Source organism: Psychrobacter vallis (genome assembly GCF_904846715.1).
GTDB lineage: Bacteria > Pseudomonadota > Gammaproteobacteria > Pseudomonadales > Moraxellaceae > Psychrobacter > Psychrobacter vallis.
The window spans coordinates 35267-55785 of record NZ_CAJHBU010000005.1 but is presented as its reverse complement, the minus strand read 5'-3'; the positions used below and the strand labels follow the sequence as shown (position 1 = coordinate 55785).

The following is a 20519-nucleotide window of genomic DNA, read 5'->3' as shown; positions in this document are numbered from 1 at the left end:
AAAGGACAAACAGGCTGTAACGTGATTTTTTAATCACTGATTAGCATTTTAGCATTTTTTCAAAAAATACAGACTTCGAAATCCATGCCATAAAAAACGCCCATCGCTATTGAGCAATGGGCGTTTACTGTAAACAAGATACTCTTATATTGGAGTATTCTTTAGTTTAAAGCTTATTGGGCAGCAGTTTCTACTGGGGCTGTGGTCGCAGCAGTGTCTGTATGCGCGCTGTGATCGGTTCCCCAAATTTTTGGATATTTATAACCGGGGAAGGTTTCATGCGCGTACTTTTTGAATGCTTCTGAGTTATAAGCGTTTGTCACATCTTCGACCCACTTTTTGCCAACGTCAGCAGATTTGATAGCTGACCAGTTAACGTAAGCAAAGCTTGGCTCTTGGAATAGAGCGTCAGTCAGAACAATCCCAGCGTCTGTCGCATAATTGCCATTGATAACCGCGAAGTCCACTTCATCACGAGCACGCGGTAGTTGAGCGGCTTCCAACTCAACGATTTCAATATCGTATTTGCTGTTATCAGCGATATCGGTTTTTGACGCAGTCAATGGATCGATGTTGTCTTTTAGCGTAATCCAACCAAGATCACTCATCATCACAAGAGCGCGAGCAAAGTTACTTGGGTCATTTGGAGCAGAAACACTCATACCTTTATAAGCTGCGTCTAGACTGGTCTTTTTGCCAGAATAAATGCCAAGTGGGGCGGTTGGTACTTGGAATGCTTCAACCAAATCAAGGTTGTTCTCTTTCTTGAAGTTATCAAGGTACGGTTTATGCTGGAAGATATTGATATCCAAATCACCTTCAGCCAACGCAAGGTTCGGACGAACATAATCCGTAAAGGCAACCAGCTCTACTTCATAACCTTGGGCTTCAAGTGAGCTTTTCACTTGGTTACGTACCATATCAGCAAAATCGCCTTCGGTAGTACCAATGACAATTTTTGTATGCTCAGGATCGATATCGCTAGCGGCAGTTTCTGCCGTTGCGCCTTCGGTAACGGGCTGTTTAGTCGCTTCTGGTGCTGATGAATTGTTGCAACCAACCAACACTAAGCCTGATACGCCAACAGCAGCAAATGCATTCGCCAACTGGCGGCTGATATCTGTTAATTTCATGGGATTTCCTTAATAAGAGGGGGAGACAGTAGGCAAAATGTGCCATTAAAAAAAGCAACATTAGGGATAGTAATGCTGCTAAATGAATGAGTATTAAATTAGTGACAAAATTAAAGGGTCTCAGTAACAAAGTCAAGCATTTTGCTTAGGACGAATCGGCATTAAACCTTGAGTGTTCTTCATAATAAGCAATGTTGACGGCCTTTTGATTTTTTGTCTTGATACGGCTTTTACCGTTTATCCAAGCGAGTGGCTAACCAATTACCAGAGGCCTGAATCGCGATGACCATGATAGATAGTACAATGACGATAAAAATCATCACCTCAGTTTGATAACGATAATAGCCGTAACGAATGGCCAAATCACCCAAACCGCCACCACCAATCATACCAGCCGCCGCTGAATAAGACAGCAGGCTGATACAGAGAATCGTCACTGACAATATCAGGCCTGAGCGTGCCTCATTGAGTAAAACTTTGATAATTGTAAAGGGACGTGCGCCCATAGATTCAGTGGCCTCGATGATGCCGCGCGGCACTTCACGTAAATTTTGCTCGACCAAACGGGCAAAATAAAACGAACCAGCGATTGCCAACACTAGCGAGGCAGCAATAGGGCCGATACCAGTGCCAACGATGGCTTTGGTAAAAGGACTCATAGCAATCATCAAAATAACGAAAGGAAAAGCACGCATAAAATTGGTGATACCACCAAGTACACCATAAAGTGTCTTGTTCTGTAAGAACTGGCGGTCACTGGATAAAAACAAAAACACGCCAAACAGCCCGCCGATGACGATAGCGACGGTCGTTGAAATGCCCAGCATGATAAACGTATCGAGAAACGCATTCACAATCTCTTTGCGCAGTGCAAACAGCTTGTCTATCGAGGCGGATAATTCAGTACCAGTTAACATATCTATTTCTCCTGCCTCATTAGTCCTCAACGACCAAACCTTTACCAATCGGAGTATTTGCCTGAATCAGACCGTCTCTTACTTCTGCCACTTCTAACAGTTGCCCTTGATGCAATAACGCTGTGCGATTACAAAGCCGACGAATCACACTCATTTCATGAGTGACAATCACAATGGTTACGCCCAGTTGCTCATTAATATCACGCAGACAAGTGAGCAAGCTGCGGGTCGTGGCCGGATCAAGCGCACTGGTCGGCTCATCGGCCAACAATACTTTTGGACTTGGGGCAATCGCTCGCGCAATACCAACCCGCTGTTTTTGTCCACCTGATAGCTGCGCAGGATAATGACCAGCACGATCTGTCAAATCTACAATCGCAAGACAGTCCATGACACGTTTGTGAATGTCACGGCTCGGATAGCCCGAAACAGTTAAGTTAAAAGCCACGTTATCAAAGACGGTACGATTGGACATTAGGTTAAATTGCTGAAAAATCATACCAATATTATGCCGAGCGATACGCAACTCACTGGCAGACAATGTGGTTAAGTCGGTGCCATCGATAATGACTTGACCAGAATCTGGGCGCTCAAGCATATTAATCAGGCGTAACAAAGTAGACTTGCCTGCACCCGAATAGCCCATGAGGCCAAATATTTCGCCTTGCTGAATAGACAGAGAGGTTGGCTCAACAGCAGTAAACCAATGCGGTTTGCCGTCTTTATCTTTGATTGAGCGGTCGCTTAAAAAACTTTTGGTCACATCGTTTAAGACAATCATGTCATTCATGGCGGGCTCAAAATTCAATAATTTTTAATAGTTATAAACGTGTTATCAGCCTTTTTTACAATATAAGCAGCCAATTAGAAAACAACAGTCAATAACCCTATAACAAGGGGCGCTAATATAGCATATTATCGAGCACTTTGGATATTCGCATCCGTGCACCGCTTATGATTAATAGCTATTAATGAAAAGGACTTTAAAGAATATGAGTTGCAAGAAGAGCGTCGAAAAAAATGCTTGTTTGACCTAATTATGCTGATGATAATGAGGATCGTGATTGACTGGTATAACAACTAAAAATCTGGTATGACCATTCAGAGTATCGGTGAGGATACGCCCTTGATGGGCAGTGACGATTTGTGAAACCAAAGATAATCCCAAACCAGAGCCTTTATTTTTTTGTTGTAAGCGTACGAATGGGCTAAATACCTCTTCGCGTTTGTCTTCAGGAATGCCCGTGCCTTCATCAATGACGGCTAATACCGCATATTTTGGTAATGAGCGTACAGGTTCGGCTTTGGCTTTCTTTATATGCTTGGCAAATAAGCTTTCTTTACGGGGTGCACTCGCTGTCTCAATCTCATTTTGAACGTTGGGCTTAGCATCGTTTTTAATGACAGTTGAATCAACCATAGTTTTGTCTGTTTTAGGAGCTTCATCATTTTTGCGTGCACTGATATTTCCACTCGTTATTCTGGTTCTAGGCTTAGACGTCGTATCGCTAGTGACTGCACTTTTAGAGTAGTTACTCGCTTCAGAGTCAGGAACGGCTTTCCACATGACCTTTTTTATTCTGTCAGTCAAATCAGTGGTGAAGCTATAATAGTTAGCGAACAATGATGAGGTGCTCGTGGTTTCATGGCTAGTGGTTTCGTTTATAGGGCTACTTTTTTCTGATTTTTGTACAGCATCCAAATCCTTTGCAGTATTAGAAGAGGTAGATACTGGTGATACCACACTGGTAGGACTCTCAGCATCAGTGCTACTATCAATATCTAGCCTAACCTCTCCCTCACTATCGCCATTAGTCGCCATACTTTCCCCATTTTTATAAATAGGTGGTGCTGGCAATAAAGGGGTCGAATCTGTTTTCTCAGATTTAACGTTATCAATCGTATTAGAAGTAGCGGATTCGTCTAAACTCAATGGGTGTTGCGACACATCTTCGTTGATATCACTCTGTTGATCATAAGATGCAAAGTCTGAATTATTATAATCAGCAAAACTACTACAAAGCACTGTTTGCAATAGATAATCAGGAACGGTGCCGGCCTCATCAATACTCTGAACCCCATACAGCAATACAGTCACTGGCGGTTTACCATGTAGCATGGCATTGGTTAATAAATTGCGAATCAGATGAGTCAACATGGATGATTGACCATCAATAACGATGTGCTCGCCAATCAGCGTGGCTTCAGGATAATGTTGCCGCTCTTGGTTCACTAGCTGATACAAATCCAAATTTTCAACTTGCTGTAAGGCATGGCCAGCATCTAAACGACTGACCAATAAAATGCTCTCTACCAGATCATTGAGTCCAGATAAATCACGATTAATCGCTTGCGCACGTTTATCGAATTTTGCTTTGGTGTCTGCGGGTAGCGCGCCCGTCAGCATATCCATCATCTCGATTTGTAAGCGAATGCGAGTGATGGGGGTGCGCAGTTCATGAGAGGCATGTGCTAATAATAAGTTATTGGCATCGATAAGGTGTTCGATCTTTTGCGCCGCTTGGTTAAATCCGCGTGCCAATGAGGCAATCTCATCATTACCGCGAGCATTAACGCGCACCGTAAAGTCGCCATCACCCAACTGTGCCATCTGTTGACTCATCTGATTGATACGCCATGTGATGGTACGGGCAATCCACCATAGTACACCTGCCATAATGATCAGCAGTAGTAGCGTACCAGTGAATAAATTTAAGGCGGCAGAGAGTACTGGCTTTTTGGGTGGCAAGCGTGACTCGTACAAAAGCGTATAGCCTGTACTGCTATACACTTGGGCTTGTTTGGTAGGAGGCGTGTCTGTAAATGAAGGAAAAACGCGTGATAGTAGAGAAGGCGGTTCTGGCAGCTCTAGCGGTAAATCGCTATTGTCTGTTTGCATCAGCAACCGACCTTCGCTGTCATACAAGCCCATCTTTGCTTGTAATGACTCATCAAAAATATCAAAGCTTTTTTTGACGACAGCTAGCATAAAGCGTGACTGTAAACGGTTGTCTTTACTAACGGAGATGTTCAGCTCGTGCAGAAATGGGTCTATTTGTCCCAGAATCTGTGTGGCCAAGACTTCTGAGCGGATACCTGCATCTTTATCGTGCACAAGCTGTGTCAATAACACCATAGCGACGGCAAACAAAATAAGTGCCAGCATCACGCTGGCAAATAGCTTAGCAAATACCGAACGGAATCCCAACTGCTGCATTAAACCATCTCTATTGTCAGACTCTTATATTGGCTCATACGATTTACTTTATATTATGAAATAAACCGTATGATTATTTGCTCAATAAGTCAGTGATTTCTGTGATCAAACTTGATCAGTGGCAAATTGATAACCAACACCGCGTACGGTAATAATACGTTTTGGCTGGCGCGGATTGTCTTCAATTAAAGCACGCAGACGTGAGATATGCACGTCAATCGCGCGATCAATGTTGTCTGAGCTGTCATCATTTGGCATGGCTTGCCAAAGCTGCTCGCGATTTAAGACTTTGCCAGAATGGGTGGCAAAGTAATGCAATAATTGGAATTGATGCGTTGTCAAACGTACTGGTTCATCATCGATAGTCACTTCATGACTATCAGGGAATACACTCAAACGACCAAAAGTTAAGCTGTCTGATTGGCTGTCTGCTTGATTGGGCTGTTCATGCCTACGAATAACAGCGCGAATACGCGCGAGAAGCTCACGTGGCTCAAAAGGCTTAGCGATGTAATCATCCGCACCCATCTCAAGACCTAGTACGCGATCTGTCGTATCACCTTTTGCGGTCAGCATGATAATTGGTACTTTATTGGTCATGTTGTTTTTATTGCCACGGATTTTTTGACATACTTGCATGCCGTCCATATCAGGTAGCATTAAATCAAGCACGACCAAGTCGATATCACGCTCTTTGGTATCTAATAAATCAAGCCCTTCCTGACCGAGTCCTGCATGATGCACATCATAATAGTTCATTGTCAGGTAGTCGCTGATTAATTCAGCTAAATCGGGATCATCTTCAATTAATAAAATTTGCTTGCTCATGGTTTATCCTCTAGTTGTTGTTATGGTTTGTCAAAACTTAACGTGCTCTACTGTTTTATATCATGATAAGTACATCAGCTTCTCAAGCATTTAAACGATCAACTCTCTAAATAAGCGATCAACTCTCTAAATTTTCCAATAATTTATTAACTTTTTGTGTTTGGGCGTTTATCTGGCGAGACACAGACGGCTAAATACTCGGTATATGATATATAATACGGTCATATTGCCTAATTATGCAGTTACAAAACAAGAGAGCCTTTGTTAATGTTTCTACACAATGTAACTGTAAGCATGAATGGCTATGAAACAATGACTTTTTTGCCTTTAGAATCAACCGGTAAATCAGCTAAGCAAATTAAGCTGTCGTTACTAATACCCGCAATTAAATATTGGTCTGTAATGGGGCTGTACTCAACTACCTCAATAGGCCGGCGAATCAAACGCTGATCTTGTCCAATAATCCACACGTTAGCGGTCAAAGGGCTAAGCGGTTTATATGGTGGCTTTTGTAATTCTGTCAAGTCAACATCATGAAGTGCGCGCTTAGGCACAACTGTACCTACATCTATTTGACCGTAATCAACGCGTCCCGTGACCTTCATATCTGGCATCAACATGTCACGACTGGTCTTATTTTCGACCACTTCCACATAAACCAAAAGTTTTTTAGGCTGGCTGGTCGCTGTCAGTTTACTGACCTGACCAGTAAATTTGTCCGACAGTCCTTCAGCAGTAAAGTTCACGGTCTGACCAACCGAGAGCTGCGGTTCTGCTTGAATAGGTAGGGTCGCGATAAAATGTAATTGCGTCTCATCACTCAGTCGTAATAGCGGTGTGCGCGCCGTTAGTGTTTGGCCTGTTTTGATATATAAGTCTTCTACGCGCCCTGAAAAGCTGGCACGGACCGTGACTAAAGTATACGGTGATGTCGAATTCGTTGCACTGTCGCTGGCATTTACCGTATCTGCACGAGAGTTGTCATTTGTGGCAGGCTCTGCTTTTAGTGGATCTTTCTTATCAGGTGAGGTGCTTTTTGTGGTTACCGTATTGTTTATGGGCGCCGTACTGTCTTCAGTTGTAGGCTGGGCCAATTCAGAATTGAGCGTGGTGTTTTTTTCTTGTTTGTCTTTTGATTGGGTATCATCTGCATCGCTAGCCAATGCATTCTCTCGATCAGACTGTTCGGTTACCGAAGAGGGGATGTCTGCGGTAGCCAAACGTCGCACAATCACTAAAGGCATACCTTTTTCCACCCATTGACCTTTAGTGACCAGTACTTTTTCGACATCAAGTGGATGCGCTGCAATAAGCTTGGTCTGTTTGATGGGTTCGATACGGCCTTGTAACCCCAAACTTGGCTGATAACGCGAAGGCTTTATGCTCAAGATATGATCGGGTGTCATGGTAACGCTATCGGCAGTAATGATAACGGGAGTGTCTACGGTGGCACTGTTTTCGGACGTGACTGGTTCATCAGTCGGCGGTGATGGCTGACAGGCAGCAAGCAATAAAGCACTGAGCAAATAGATGCTGTTTTTTAAAATTTTAGAAGCTGTCATAGCAGTCACCAGAATAATCATGGTTTTATTATATAGTGAATTGCAATGAGGTGAAACAATTGCCCAATATGGATGACACTTAGGAAAATAAGGCTATTAATCCATACAGATAGTCAAAGTATAGAGTCCAATAAAGTGAGTCGGTCGAAAATATTACTGATCAGTGCGAACATTGATTCACTAATGACTGGAAAAAGGTCGATAACTGTGATAAAACAAACATAACGAAATAGACTGTACATTTTTATTACAAAACAAAATTATCCAGCAATGTGATTATCGCTTCTATATAATACAAAAACATCATAAAACTGAGGGTTTTTCTGATTTGGGCTTTTTATTTTCAATAATAATTATCACGCTGTTATGAGACGCTGTAAATTGCGTCTGAAACAAATACGGTTTCAATGCATGAGTATAAAAGCGAAATAATTCATCCAAAAAGATAAAAAACAGGCTCAATTTAGTAAGCTTATTAATAAGAAAGTGCGTATAGTAACTTATGTTGACGCTGTGTTTGAGAGGCAGATACTGATAGATGGAAAGTTCACTGTCATGAAAATAGCAATGCAAACTTAGCCGTTCTTATCAATCCCATCATCAATGGTAGGGTAAGTTGAGATAACAGTTAATCATTTGTATCAATAAAGAGCGTTACGCATAAATAGTCGTTTATAGGACAATGATAATGGAAAATAATTTTGATGGCTTAAAAGTGATGGTAATTGATGACTCAAAAACCATTCGCCGTACCGCAGAGACTTTGTTACAAAAAGCTGGTTGTGAAGTAGTGACCGCAATTGACGGTTTTGATGCTTTAGCAAAAATTGTTGATAATAACCCAGATATTATCTTTGTCGACATTATGATGCCGCGTTTAGATGGTTATCAAACTTGTGCGCTGATAAAAAACAATCCTGATTATGCCAATAAGCCTGTAATTATGTTGTCGTCTAAAGATGGCTTATTTGATAAAGCAAGAGGTCGTATCGTTGGGTCTGATGAGTACTTGACGAAGCCATTTAGTAAAGATGAGTTGTTTGAGGCAATCAATCAGTATCGCTAGTACGAATGGATAGGTATATCTATAAATACACAACTGAATTAAGCCTTACGGATTGGCATGATTGATGCATATTCATAGGTTAGCGTTACAGTAAATATATTTAGTACGGGTTTCATAACTGATAATGGCTCAATATTTAATCCCGACTGTGAGGAAAGTCATTTTGCCATTTATTTTGGCAGGTTACTTTTACTCAGTTTGTCTCAATCATATATCAATATATCCTTAAGGATATCTTCGAAAAAGAAAGGAAATCACTATGACTACCGTCTTAGTCATTGACGACTCGCCATCTGAAATGGCGAAATTTCGCGACCTGCTTGCTAAAAATAATTTTAAAATATTAGAGGCGACAAATGGTGAGCAAGGCTGTCAGATGGCCATGGATCATCTGCCAGATGTTATCTTGATGGATGTGGTCATGCCTGAGATGAATGGCTTTCAAGCTACTCGAAAAATCACTCGTGGTAAAACCACCGCTCATATTCCCGTGATTATGATCAGTACCAAAAATCAGGAAACAGACAGAGTCTGGGGTAAGCGTCAAGGTGCTAAAGAGTATATGGCCAAGCCAGTTGATGAAAGTGGGTTGGTCAATATCATTCGCAAAGTAATGGAGTAGATTGTGGCATCCAGAGGATTTATTGAGCTTCTGCGTTTAGCAGATTTGGCCCGCGCGCGCAAAAGTGGTCGCCGCGGTGGACAAGAGTATGACTGGCAAGGTGTGGTATTTGAGATTGGTGGACAGCGACTGGTTGCTCCGATGGGTCAAATATCAGAAGTATTGGCCATGCCAGAGTATACAAGCTTGCCTTTAGTAAAGCCTTGGATGCTTGGCATGGCCAATATACGCGGACGTCTATTACCCATAACAGATTTGTCTCAGTTTTTGCAGGTTCCTAGTCGCTTGACGCAAATGAGTCAACGCAAAGTCATTGTTATCGACCATGATAATTTCTTTTCAGGACTGGTAGTCGATCAAGTCATTGGTATTGAGCAATTTACTCGTGACCAATACCGTGCAGAAGCAGTCGAGCCCAGTTCGCCGTTTGCGCCTTATAATCATGGTAAATTTTTGAAAAATGAACAGGATTGGTACGTTTTTATGCCAAGCTTGCTCGCCCAAGATTCGCAGTATGCCAATGCTGCCATATAGCTGTTGATGATAAAACATTTGGTTATTAGAACGATGAAATAATGGCGAATGACATGATACAGTTGGATATCAGCATTCATACAGGCTTTGTTAATCACTGTTTTTTTTATAACAGTACGATTGTCAAAGTCAGTCACGATAAGACTTTGACGATTGTTTGAAAGGAATACGTACGATGAGTGATGCTATAAAAAAACCTGTGACTGGTACGACTAAGACAATGGCTGACAGCGATAATTCCAATAACTTATGGAAATTGTTATTGGGGGTTTTTGTTTTATTAAGTGGGGCTTGTCTGATTTGGCTGGTCAATTCGTTATCGTCAGTGAGTCAGCATTTAGCTGACTTTAATCAAGCTGTTGTTTTGCCAGTAATAATATTTGTAATAGGGGCATTAGGCATTCTGTTTGCTTCATACCAATTACTTAAGCAGCGCGGTGGGTCAGAACGGGTACTTATTGAAAAAGAAACACTGCGTCGCCGTCAAGAATCAGAGGCAGAGTCTGAGCGCGCGCGTCAAATCCAAGAAGAAAACGAACGAAACCAGATAGCCATTCTACGTTTACTTGATGAATTGGGTGATTTGGCAGAAGGGGATTTGACGGTTAATGCGACCGTATCAGAGGACTTTACTGGCGCGATTGCTGACTCAGTGAACTTTGCGATTGACCAATTACGTCAGTTAGTATTGGTTATTAACAACACGGCAGATCGTGTTTCGCAATCTTCAGAGCAAACACAGATGAATGCGGTTGAGCTTGCCGAAGCATCTGAACACCAGGCACAAGAAATTGCGGGTGTGTCAGCGGCTATTAATGAGATGACTGTGTCCATTGACCAAGTATCAAATAACGCATCAGAATCTGCGACGGTTGCCCAGCGTTCAGTTGCTATCGCTCATAATGGGGCAGAGGTTGTACAACGTTCTATTGAAGGTATGAACGTTATTCGAGATCAGATTCAAGAAACCTCAAAACGTATCAAACGTCTGGGTGAGTCATCGCAAGAGATTGGTGATATCGTTGGTTTGATTAATGATATTGCGGATCAGACCAACGTTTTGGCACTGAATGCTGCGATTCAGGCATCGATGGCTGGCGAAGCGGGTCGAGGCTTTGCTGTGGTTGCTGATGAGGTTCAACGTCTTGCTGAGCGCTCAGCTAACGCTACCAAACAGATTGAAACATTGGTGAAAACCATTCAGGCAGATACCAACGAAGCAGTTATGTCGATGGAGTCAACAACCTCCGAAGTTGTCCGCGGCGCTCGTTTGGCAAAAGATGCGGGTGAAGCACTAGAAGAAGTGCAGAGCGTTTCTAATACGTTGGCGGACTTGATTCAAAACATCTCCAATGCGGCGTTGCAGCAGGCTGAATCTGCTGGACACATCTCCCACACTATGAATATTATTCAAGACATTACCTCACAAACTTCATCTGGTACGATGGCAACCGCACGCTCTATTGGTGAGCTGAGCGAAATGGCGGCAGCACTACAAGAATCAGTGACGGGCTTTAAAGTAACGAATGATGATGTATTGTTAGATAATGACACGCTGAAAACAGAGAAAACCTTGTCAAAAAGCGCTTGATAATAAGTTTTGATTTTAAGTCATTACTAGATGGTTGGTCATCTTCCATACTGGTGTGTTAACCAAAATGCGGCATGCGTGGTGATGACGTGCCGCAATAATCATAGCAGGTGACGTGAATATTCTTATTCAACCAAATAGCGAGCATATTCAGACAGCCAAGTCTGCATCAGTCAAACCTTTGATGCAGTCGGACGATTTTGATGTGCAGCAATGGCAACGGTATATAGAGCAAGAGATTGGTTTTGTTCTACCAGATATCCAACTGCAATGGTTGATAAATGCAATTGACCATACGGCATTATCGTATGGAATGACCGCTCAAAAATTGTGGTATCAATTACCAAACAATGATGAGATTCGTCAGAAATTGTTAGACAAAGTATTGATTCATGAAAGTCGTTTTTTTCGTCACATGCCTTCTATAGATTTTGCCACACAGTGTGCATTACAGCATCAGCAACCAACGGCTATCGCCGATGCTGATAGTAGTAACGACCGTATTAATGAGAATGGTGCTAATGAATTGTTTCGCATTTGGAGCGTTGGTTGTGCTAGAGGACAGGAGACTTGGTCGCTGGCAATGAGCTTGGCATCGGAACAATTGACAAACTATAGGATATTGGGTACTGATGTCAGCCAACAGGCGATTTTAAAAGCACGGTTAGGGCAGTATGAGAAGCGCCAGCAGTCTTTAATTCCTCAACATTGTCAACAATTTATTCAGCCATTACAAAATGCGAATGCGATAAACGAATCAAATATTCTTGATTCGTCTTCTGTAAAAAAGACGCGAGCAAGCACTCAGATGCACTGGCAAATTGCGCCTATCTTGCAGCAATATGTACGTTTCGCTTTACATAATATTTTTGAGCAAGAACCACCCACTACGCATCTTCAGCATGTGATCATTTGTCAAAATATGCTGCTATATTTTCGTAAGTTTGATCAGCGTGATGTTTTGGCTCGGCTATCAGAGCAGTGTGCGTTAGGTGGGTATATTATATTGGCTCCAGGTGAGGCGTTGTTTTGGCGTCCTTCGAATATGCGCCGTATTGCGCACCCACAGGTCAATGTGTGGCAAAAAATTAATGCCTAAATTAGTGCCTAGACGAGTTAGGATAAACCTATGAAAAACCAGCCCAATGACATAGTGACGCTTGAGTGGTTATTGCCACTATTTAATCAGCAATTATCACAGGTATCTGATGGCTGGCAATTAGGTGCGGATAGCACTGATTATGAGCGGATGATAGAGCCTTACCATCAGATTGGTGGGGCGTTGACCATGATTCGCTTTCCTTTGCTAGCAAACCTCGCTAACAAACTGAGTTTACTGGCAGAAGCAAGCCGTCATGATCGTCTCTCTACTTATCACCACCGGATTGGTCAGTTTTCTCATGGGCTGTTGCAACGTGAGCTGAATCAGTATGCACGTACGAGCAGTCATCATATTGCTTTAATTCATAAAGCCGCTGATGAACTGACGCAAGCATTGTCAAAACTGGGTATAGCGACAGACTCGCTGGTAGGCCTTACCGATAACCAATATCAGCATTCATACAATGATGTCGATAACAATATCATCGATAATATTGAGGTGATAGTACCTGCAAGTCGAATGATGACGCATTTGGACGATCATCATTATCAACAGTTATTACTGGCTTGGCGTCAGCAAGTACAATCGTTATTGGTTATTAATAGCAATCAATCATCTTTACTGACCGTGTTAAAAACGGTAAGCCAATATTTGTGGCAAACCACGCAAAATGGCGATTTGCAGCGCCTTTGGTATTTGACTGAACTGTGGCTAACTGATCTTACGCACAATGACACACCATTACCTGAGCAGTATGCGCCATTATTAAGTCAACTTGAGCAAATGATAGAGCCTTGTGCCAATCAAGCTGAGCTACCCTCAAGCGTTATCAGAAGCTTAATTTTAAAAATCTATATCGAATTAAGTGGTCTTGGCCAAAGTAGCACGACCACTCAATCTATATTAAACGGTCTATCGCAGAGTGCGCCAACCGCTCCACGTTTTCTATCACGGATACTTGGTGAGCTTGAGACACTTATCTTTAATTTAGATAAACCAGACACGCTTTTAACGCCTTTACAAAAAGTAAAAAGTCAACTTGAGAGGCGAGGCTGGACATATTATGTGTCGCAAGTCGAGTCAATCCTTACGGATATCGAGCACGCTTTATCATCAGAAAATGGTTTTGCACAAGAGCAATGGCAGATTGAGCGCAAGCTGCAAGAGTTATATAGTGCTATCTATAATACCGAACAAACAATATCTATTAAGATAGGGGGCGCGGCCTCTTTTATCACAGGGTCTGAAGCACTTGATAGTGTGGATAATGAGATTGAGGATAATCATGACGTCGCTTCTGCTGGTGCAGATTTGCGTGAGTTGCGCATCGCAGTAGAAGAAGTAAAACAAAGTTTCGATGAATACGTACAGCGCCAAAACATTCATCTGTTGCCAGATGCAGCTGATTTTACCGCTATTGGCGATGCTTTCGCTGATATGGGTTTGCCAGCAATTCGTCAAACCATAGATGAGATGGCCAGTATATTTGCACAATTGGCAAATCATAATATTGCAGTGCTCAGCTGGGATGTGATTCAAGCATTGGCTGAGGCTTTAATCTCTATTGAATTGTTGCTTGATTATCTTGCACAACAGGTCTTTGATCAGCAGTTATTGACTCAAGCAAATGAGTATACGACCAAAGCCATACAGCTACTTAATGTTTATATTGAAGCACCAGAGACGATCAACGATACTTTTCTTACACAAAAGCCAGCAGCGATGAATGTACTTCGTTATGATGATAGTGGCGAGATTGCCCCTGTTATCGTTTCAGACGTCGATAATGAAGATACTAATAATATTGGCGACCATACTGTTGATAGCAATACCGTTAATAATGTTGTAGAGAGTGAAGCGTTAACGCGCGTTCGTGAGCAAATTAAACCTGACAACTTCGAAATGGACGCAGATATCCGTGACATCTTTATTGAAGAGGTGACAGAGGTAGTCTCTGATCTAGAAGATTTCCTGCCGATTTGGCAGCAGGACTCACAGGATTTAACCCCACTAACTGAAGTGCGTCGAGGCTTCCATACTTTAAAAGGCTCAGGCCGTATGGTCGGTGCTTTTAGTATCAGTGAAATGGCATGGTCAATCGAAAACCTACTAAATCGCCTTTTGGATAAGACGCTATCTGTCACAGATGAAGTGGTAAATCTGGTCATAGAGACAACGAAACACCTACCAGCATTGGTGGCCGATTTTGAAGCGCAGCAATCTCCAAGCTTTGATCCTGCTGTCATTATTTTGCAAAGCCATAATTTGATGGCGCAGCAGCCTATCAATACTGGTCTACCTGTGCCTGCGCTTACTGACAGTGAAACCGCATCCGATAACAATCAATCTGTTTTAGCAAACCGCTCAGAATCGGACGTATTCAGCGCAACCATTGACGTTGAGGCGTCAATGCTTCTGGATACCGTTTACGATTCTGACAAGACAAGTAATGACAGTGAAAATAAAAAGATAGCTGCACCATTAGCTACTTTAGCGATTCCAGCGGTGCTTGTCCCTTTTATGCAAAAAATCGAGCAGTTACCAGCAGATGCTAGTGATGCAGACCCTGATATTAAAGAGATATTTCTAGAAGAAGCCAATGAAGTATTGATTGACATCGCTCCTTTATTTGAAGATTGGCGGCTATCAATCACTGATTTGAGCGGACTGGTAGACATCCGCCGCGGCTTTCATACCTTAAAAGGTTCAGGTCGTATGGTAGGGGCTCATTATACGGCTGAGCTGGCATGGGCTATAGAAGATATGCTTAATCGCATCTTGGATCGTAGCGTTGTTGTCTCAGAGGATATGTGTCAGCTGATTGCAGATGTATTGGCCGCTTATCCCAAGATGCTGACGGTATTTGAGCACGACAGCCAAGACTATCCAGAGATGATACCCTTATGGATTGCCTGCGCGAAATTTTATAGTAAGCAGCAACATGATGAATTTAGCTACACTGATTTATTTGCGCAGCCGTATGAGCCAGCATCAAATGACTCTGAGTATGAGGAAAATCAAAGCTCAGTCGGATTTGAGCTATCTGGTTCAGATAATACGTACCTCATTCATGATAATACCAATGAAGAGATAGACATCACACTACAGACGATCAACTGCGTCAACGAAATGATAGCAGACGCAGCTATTGTCTTAGCGCCTCAAAGTGAAAAAGAAAAAGCATTTTGTGAGATCTTTATCGACGAGGCGGAAGGCTTATTACAGGATATTAATCAATTTGTTGATGAGCATAAAGATGAGCCTTATGTTGAAGTCACGGATGAAATCGTACGCGCCTTTCATACTTTGAGAGGGGCTTCTGGCTCAAGTGCGCTAGCGGCCATCAGCGAAGTGAGCGCGACCATAGAGCATAGTTTGGAGTTGTTACAACAACAAGATACTGCCATGAATGCTCAGCATCTAGAGGCATTAGCCAAATCTGCCACGCTGATGGATGGTTATTTGGACCATTATAAACAAAACGTTCAGCCGCAAAACGTAGCAGTAGAAGAGATGCAGAGCCAACAAGACATCTCATCGTTACAGGCCATGCTTGATGAGCAACATATCACTAGCGATACTAAGGCCGTATCTGATAAAAAACCGACGATAGAGCAGCTGTTAGATAATAATATTGATGAATTATTAGATGCGGAATGGGAACTAGATGCCGCTCTCAATCATTCTGAAATAGAACATATTCAGGGCTATATAAAGCGCCAAATATCGCAAATACACCATTTGGCCAATAAAGCACAAGCGTTTCCAAAGTTTACTTTAATCCTTAATGAGCTAGGCAATACGTATATTTACTTGAGTGACAATCTTGATAAAGCAAGGGATACAAACATTCAAGCCATATTACATGCTGGGCACGCTCAGGTAGTCGGTTTATTTGATGCATTGGCTGGTAGTACGTCATTGAAAGTGAACAATCAAGTGCTTGAGGATCTACACAGTATTTATCAGGATGATGACAACAATGATGACGGTGCTTTTATCGTTCGAAGTGTCTCAGCACCTGAGCTTGAGCTTGAGTCTATTGACACAGATGCTGAGCTATTAGAAATCTTTTTAGAAGAGGCCCAAGAGCTGGATGCAGCGCTAGATGAGAGTTTTAATAAATGGCGCACTGATATAACCAATATCAACTCATTAAAAGTTTTGCAACGTCACCTTCATACTATCAAAGGTGGCGCACGGATGGCGGGTATCCGTAGTATTGGCGATCTGACGCACGAAGCTGAGAGTGTTTATGAGTCATTTGTAGAGAACAGAAGAGCCCCAACAGCGCAATGGCTCGAAATTATGCAAATGGTACAGGACACGATGTCGTTGCAAGTGATGCATATCGCGAATTATAAACAATCATTTTTTGCATCAGAGCTGATTGAGCAGCTACAACAGTTTGAAAAAGCAAAAACATTGCCAGAAACGGTAGAGCTCATTATACCCGTACCTAAACATAGTTTTGAATCTGATACGCAAAGTAAGAATGCTGAAAATACTGATAGTAGTGACGAAGCAGATACCTTAAGTTTGGATAGAATGATTCAGCAGTCATGGGCGAATGGCTTACCTGACCCTGATATATTGGCGGTGTTTTTAGAAGAAGCAGAAGAACTTACCAATCGTAATAAATATCTGCATTTATTCTTAAAAGATACCAACAATACCACCGCGTTACAAGCGCTTCAGCGTGATTTGCATACCATCAAAGGTGGTGCGCGAATGGTTACGGCGACTGGTATCGCTGATCTGGCTCATGAAATGGAGGCAGTTTATAAGGATTTTGTGAATGGTCGCCGTCCCGCCACCAAGAAAGTATTAGAGTTGCTAGTCGCCAGTCATGATTGGCTGGCTGATGCAGTGTCTATTCTTAGACAGCAGGTCAATCCACCGACGCCTGCGCTATTAATTGAAGCATTGCAACAGTTTGGTAAAAACCCTGATAGCTTAAAACAAATACCCAAAGAGTCTCTACAAGCACAGCGTGAAGCCATCTTTATTGCTAAAGCAAAGCAGGATTCACAGTACCTTGCAAAAGATATTAGTGAAATGCCGTCTATGCTCAGTAGCGTCAATGAAGACGATCAAGCTGATAATAACAATGAGATGATTCGTATTTCAGGGGGGTTGATTGAGCATATGATCAACCTGTCTGGTGAATCAGCCATTAACCGTGCTCGTATTGATATGGGCATAACCAGCTTGACCAACAGTATTGAAGATATGGGAACTACGGTACAGCGTTTGGCGGATCAGTTACGCCGAATGGAAATCGAGCTTGAGGCACAAATTCTGTCGCAAATCGACGATGAGCTGATTCAGAATGAAGATTTTGATCCTCTCGAAATGGATCAATACTCTTCTTTGAATCAGTTATCAAAATCCTTGACAGAATCCGCATCGGATTTGGTCGATATTAACCATACATTGCTAGAGAAGATACGTGATAGTGAGAGTCTTTTGTTGCAGTTAGCACGCACGCAAACTGAGTTGCAAGATGGTCTTATGAACTCGCGTATGGTGCCATTTACGCGTCTGACACCACGTCTTGAGCGTATCGTGCGTCAGACTGCCAATGAGCTGAACAAGTCTGTTGAGTTGACGATTATTAATGCTGACGACGAGATGGACAGAACCATCCTAGAGCGTATTACCTCGCCGCTTGAACATATGCTACGCAACGCCGTCGATCATGGTATCGAAAATACATCGACGCGTCTAAGAGCAGGTAAAGAACGTAGTGGGCATATCACGCTTGAAGTACATCGCGAAGGCAGTGAGATTGTCATTGAGCTGTCAGATGATGGTCGTGGCATCGATGTAGAAGCCGTACGTAACAAAGCCATCTCTCAAGGTCTCATTAATGCAGACGATTATAGTTTAACTGACCTTGATATCATGCAATACATTTTTAATGCTGGACTGAGTACCAGTAAGCAAGTGACGCAGATTTCTGGGCGCGGCGTTGGTATGGATGTGGTTATTAGTGAGATTCGCCAATTGGGCGGTGCGGTCTCGGTTGTTTCAGAGCTGGGTCAGGGATCGCGCTTCACGATGCGTTTACCTCTGACTGTGGCAGTGTCTGATGCGTTGGTGGTTAGGGCGGCAGATCGTTATTATGCGATACCACTGGTGCAAATCGAGCGTGTGGTTCGTGTCAATCCAGAAAAACTTTACGATTATTATCAGTCAAATGCTGCCACGCTAAATTTTGAAGATGTTGATTATCGGGTTCGCTATTTAAATGAGATTTTATCGGGTAATAAATTGAACGAACTGGTCGTCAATACCAATACCAGTCTGCCACTTATTATTATTAAAAACCGTACTGGACACAATATTGCTTTGCAGGTTGATCAAATTGCAGGATCACGTATTGAAGTAGTGGTAAAACCATTAGGAAAACAGTTGTCAAATCTGCCAGGGATTTCAGCAGCGACCATTATGGGCGACGGCTCGGTCATGCTTATCTTGGATCTGATTGCTTTGATGCGCAATGCACAGCTGGTTAAAAATATGTCGAAATCTGCTGAATCTAAACGAAAGAGTATAGCGTTTAAGTCTACTATCTTAGTCGTTGATGATTCAGTCACCGTACGCAAAGTGACGTCACGCTTCTTGGAGCGCCAAGGGTTTAATGTGGCAGTAGCAAAAGATGGTATTGATGCAATTGAGATATTACAAGACACCACGCCAGATATGATATTGCTGGATATCGAAATGCCACGGATGGATGGCTTTGAGGTCGCAACTCAAGTCAGATATAATCAGCGTTTACAGCATATTCCTATTATCATGATTACCTCACGTACGGGCGAGAAGCATCGTGAGCGTGCGTTAGAAATTGGGGTAAATGATTACATGGGTAAGCCATTCCAAGAGCAGGAGCTGCTTAATAAAATTCAGGGGATATTGGGCAAAAAGGTTAGCCTGACTCATGAAGGATAATGCACGTATCTTGGCACTAAGAAAAAAAAACAAGAATGAGATTAGGGTGATGGTCGTAGCAGAAGATCATCATCAGCGTATGGCTTTTTCGGATACCATACGCAGTTGTGGTTTTATCCTCGTTGGTTGTATGTCACGAGCGCAACTGCAAGAGAGTGTTGAGGTAGCAGTCGATATTTGGCTGATAGATAGCGACTATGATGACAATGTTATGATGGCCACGACTGTTTCCAAACCAGCCGCAGTGTTGGTTGGATTTAGTCAAGCACCTTATCTTAACGAAGCGCCGCAATATGCCAAGTGGCAGCGCAAATTAAAGCGTAAGCTTGCGCACATGTTCGCGTTACCTGTGTTGGTCAATGATTTAGTTTATAAGAAGGATAATACGGAAGCAGATTGGCATTATGTTGTGTTTTTGGGCGCGTCTATGGGTGGTCCTAGTGCGATTAAAGAGTTTTTAGACAACTTGTCACCTATGCTACCAGTTTCTATCTTACTGGCACATCATTTTAATAAAACTATGATTGATACCTTGCCACGTATACTCAACCGCCATAATAATTGGCATTGTCAGGTGATTGCATCTTCACAGCGCTTACGAGCAGGTCATTGCCTCATAGCACCCATTGATAAGCAGATCGTCTGTGACTCGACAGGTCGTGTGATATTGTTAGATGAAGCATGGAGTGGTGAATATAAGCCTGCCATTGGTCAAATCCTCAAAAATACCAGCGACGTTTATGGTAGTGAGCTTATCAATATTATATTTTCAGGTATGGGTAACGATGGCTCGCAATATTTGGATGTCATTCAAGAAAACAACAGTCAGTTGTGGGCGCAAGATCCAAGTTTAAGTGCTTGTCCAAGTCAACCTCAGGCGATCATTGATTCAGGATATTGCAGCTTTGTTGGTAGTCCAGCAGATCTGGCGCAAAAACTTACAGATTATATTGGTGAAAGGGCGGTGACAGCCTCTTCGCATTAACTTAT

Annotated in this window: 12 protein-coding genes and 1 pseudogene; 7 read left to right on the top strand and 6 right to left on the bottom strand. The window is 42.5% G+C overall.

The window, feature by feature from the left end:
• Positions 1 to 173 precede the first annotated feature (173 nt).
• From JMY02_RS04790 to JMY02_RS04765, 6 genes are all read right to left on the bottom strand, one after another.
• A complete protein-coding gene (locus JMY02_RS04790) occupies positions 174 to 1133 on the bottom strand; it encodes a MetQ/NlpA family ABC transporter substrate-binding protein (protein WP_201595796.1) in 960 nt (319 codons plus the stop codon).
• A gap of 230 nt (positions 1134 to 1363) precedes the next feature.
• Positions 1364 to 2050: a methionine ABC transporter permease gene (locus tag JMY02_RS04785; RefSeq protein WP_201595793.1), complete on the bottom strand. Its 687-nt coding sequence runs from the start codon at positions 2048 to 2050 to the stop codon at positions 1364 to 1366.
• 19 nt (positions 2051 to 2069) lie between these two features.
• Positions 2070 to 2840, bottom strand: a complete 771-nt coding sequence (locus JMY02_RS04780) for a methionine ABC transporter ATP-binding protein (RefSeq protein ID WP_201595790.1) — start codon at positions 2838 to 2840, stop codon at positions 2070 to 2072.
• Between the two features lie 243 nt (positions 2841 to 3083).
• A complete protein-coding gene (locus JMY02_RS04775; protein ID WP_201595787.1) occupies positions 3084 to 5267 on the bottom strand; it encodes a sensor histidine kinase in 2184 nt (727 codons plus the stop codon).
• 105 nt (positions 5268 to 5372) lie between these two features.
• Positions 5373 to 6095, bottom strand: a complete 723-nt coding sequence (locus JMY02_RS04770; RefSeq protein WP_058025471.1) for a response regulator transcription factor — start codon at positions 6093 to 6095, stop codon at positions 5373 to 5375.
• Positions 6096 to 6397: 302 nt separating this feature from the next.
• Entirely contained in the window at positions 6398 to 7657 is a 1260-nt protein-coding gene (locus JMY02_RS04765; RefSeq protein ID WP_201595784.1) for an efflux RND transporter periplasmic adaptor subunit, read from the bottom strand.
• Positions 7658 to 8345: 688 nt separating this feature from the next.
• Here JMY02_RS04765 and pilG point away from each other — a divergent pair.
• The 7 genes and pseudogenes from pilG (at position 8346) to JMY02_RS04730 (ending at position 20514) form a co-directional block, all read left to right on the top strand.
• Complete coding sequence (gene pilG / locus JMY02_RS04760) at positions 8346 to 8723, top strand: twitching motility response regulator PilG (RefSeq protein WP_021813722.1); 378 nt, start codon at positions 8346 to 8348, stop codon at positions 8721 to 8723.
• A gap of 259 nt (positions 8724 to 8982) precedes the next feature.
• A complete protein-coding gene (locus JMY02_RS04755; RefSeq protein ID WP_201595782.1) occupies positions 8983 to 9345 on the top strand; it encodes a response regulator in 363 nt (120 codons plus the stop codon).
• Between the two features lie 3 nt (positions 9346 to 9348).
• On the top strand, positions 9349 to 9879 hold the full coding sequence (locus JMY02_RS04750) for a chemotaxis protein CheW (protein WP_201595779.1): 531 nt from the start codon (positions 9349 to 9351) through the stop codon (positions 9877 to 9879).
• 166 nt (positions 9880 to 10045) lie between these two features.
• Positions 10046 to 11470: pseudogene (locus JMY02_RS04745) on the top strand (methyl-accepting chemotaxis protein); the annotation flags it as partial.
• Positions 11471 to 11585: 115 nt separating this feature from the next.
• A complete protein-coding gene (locus JMY02_RS04740; RefSeq protein ID WP_227678416.1) occupies positions 11586 to 12569 on the top strand; it encodes a CheR family methyltransferase in 984 nt (327 codons plus the stop codon).
• Positions 12570 to 12599: 30 nt separating this feature from the next.
• Entirely contained in the window at positions 12600 to 19529 is a 6930-nt protein-coding gene (locus tag JMY02_RS04735) for an Hpt domain-containing protein (RefSeq protein ID WP_201595773.1), read from the top strand.
• Complete coding sequence (locus JMY02_RS04730; protein WP_201595770.1) at positions 19519 to 20514, top strand: chemotaxis protein CheB; 996 nt, start codon at positions 19519 to 19521, stop codon at positions 20512 to 20514. The genes JMY02_RS04735 and JMY02_RS04730 overlap by 11 nt, the downstream gene beginning before the upstream one ends.
• The last annotated feature ends 5 nt before the right edge of the window (positions 20515 to 20519 follow it).

Coding starts and splice junctions, on each gene's coding strand:
- JMY02_RS04790 (WP_201595796.1), bottom strand. CDS start 1,133: ATGAAATTAACAGATATCAGCCGCCAGTTGGCGAATGCATTTGCTGCT.
- JMY02_RS04785 (WP_201595793.1), bottom strand. CDS start 2,050: ATGTTAACTGGTACTGAATTATCCGCCTCGATAGACAAGCTGTTTGCA.
- JMY02_RS04780 (WP_201595790.1), bottom strand. CDS start 2,840: ATGAATGACATGATTGTCTTAAACGATGTGACCAAAAGTTTTTTAAGC.
- JMY02_RS04775 (WP_201595787.1), bottom strand. CDS start 5,267: ATGCAGCAGTTGGGATTCCGTTCGGTATTTGCTAAGCTATTTGCCAGC.
- JMY02_RS04770 (WP_058025471.1), bottom strand. CDS start 6,095: ATGAGCAAGCAAATTTTATTAATTGAAGATGATCCCGATTTAGCTGAA.
- JMY02_RS04765 (WP_201595784.1), bottom strand. CDS start 7,657: ATGACAGCTTCTAAAATTTTAAAAAACAGCATCTATTTGCTCAGTGCT.
- pilG (WP_021813722.1), top strand. CDS start 8,346: ATGGAAAATAATTTTGATGGCTTAAAAGTGATGGTAATTGATGACTCA.
- JMY02_RS04755 (WP_201595782.1), top strand. CDS start 8,983: ATGACTACCGTCTTAGTCATTGACGACTCGCCATCTGAAATGGCGAAA.
- JMY02_RS04735 (WP_201595773.1), top strand. CDS start 12,600: ATGAAAAACCAGCCCAATGACATAGTGACGCTTGAGTGGTTATTGCCA.
- JMY02_RS04730 (WP_201595770.1), top strand. CDS start 19,519: ATGAAGGATAATGCACGTATCTTGGCACTAAGAAAAAAAAACAAGAAT.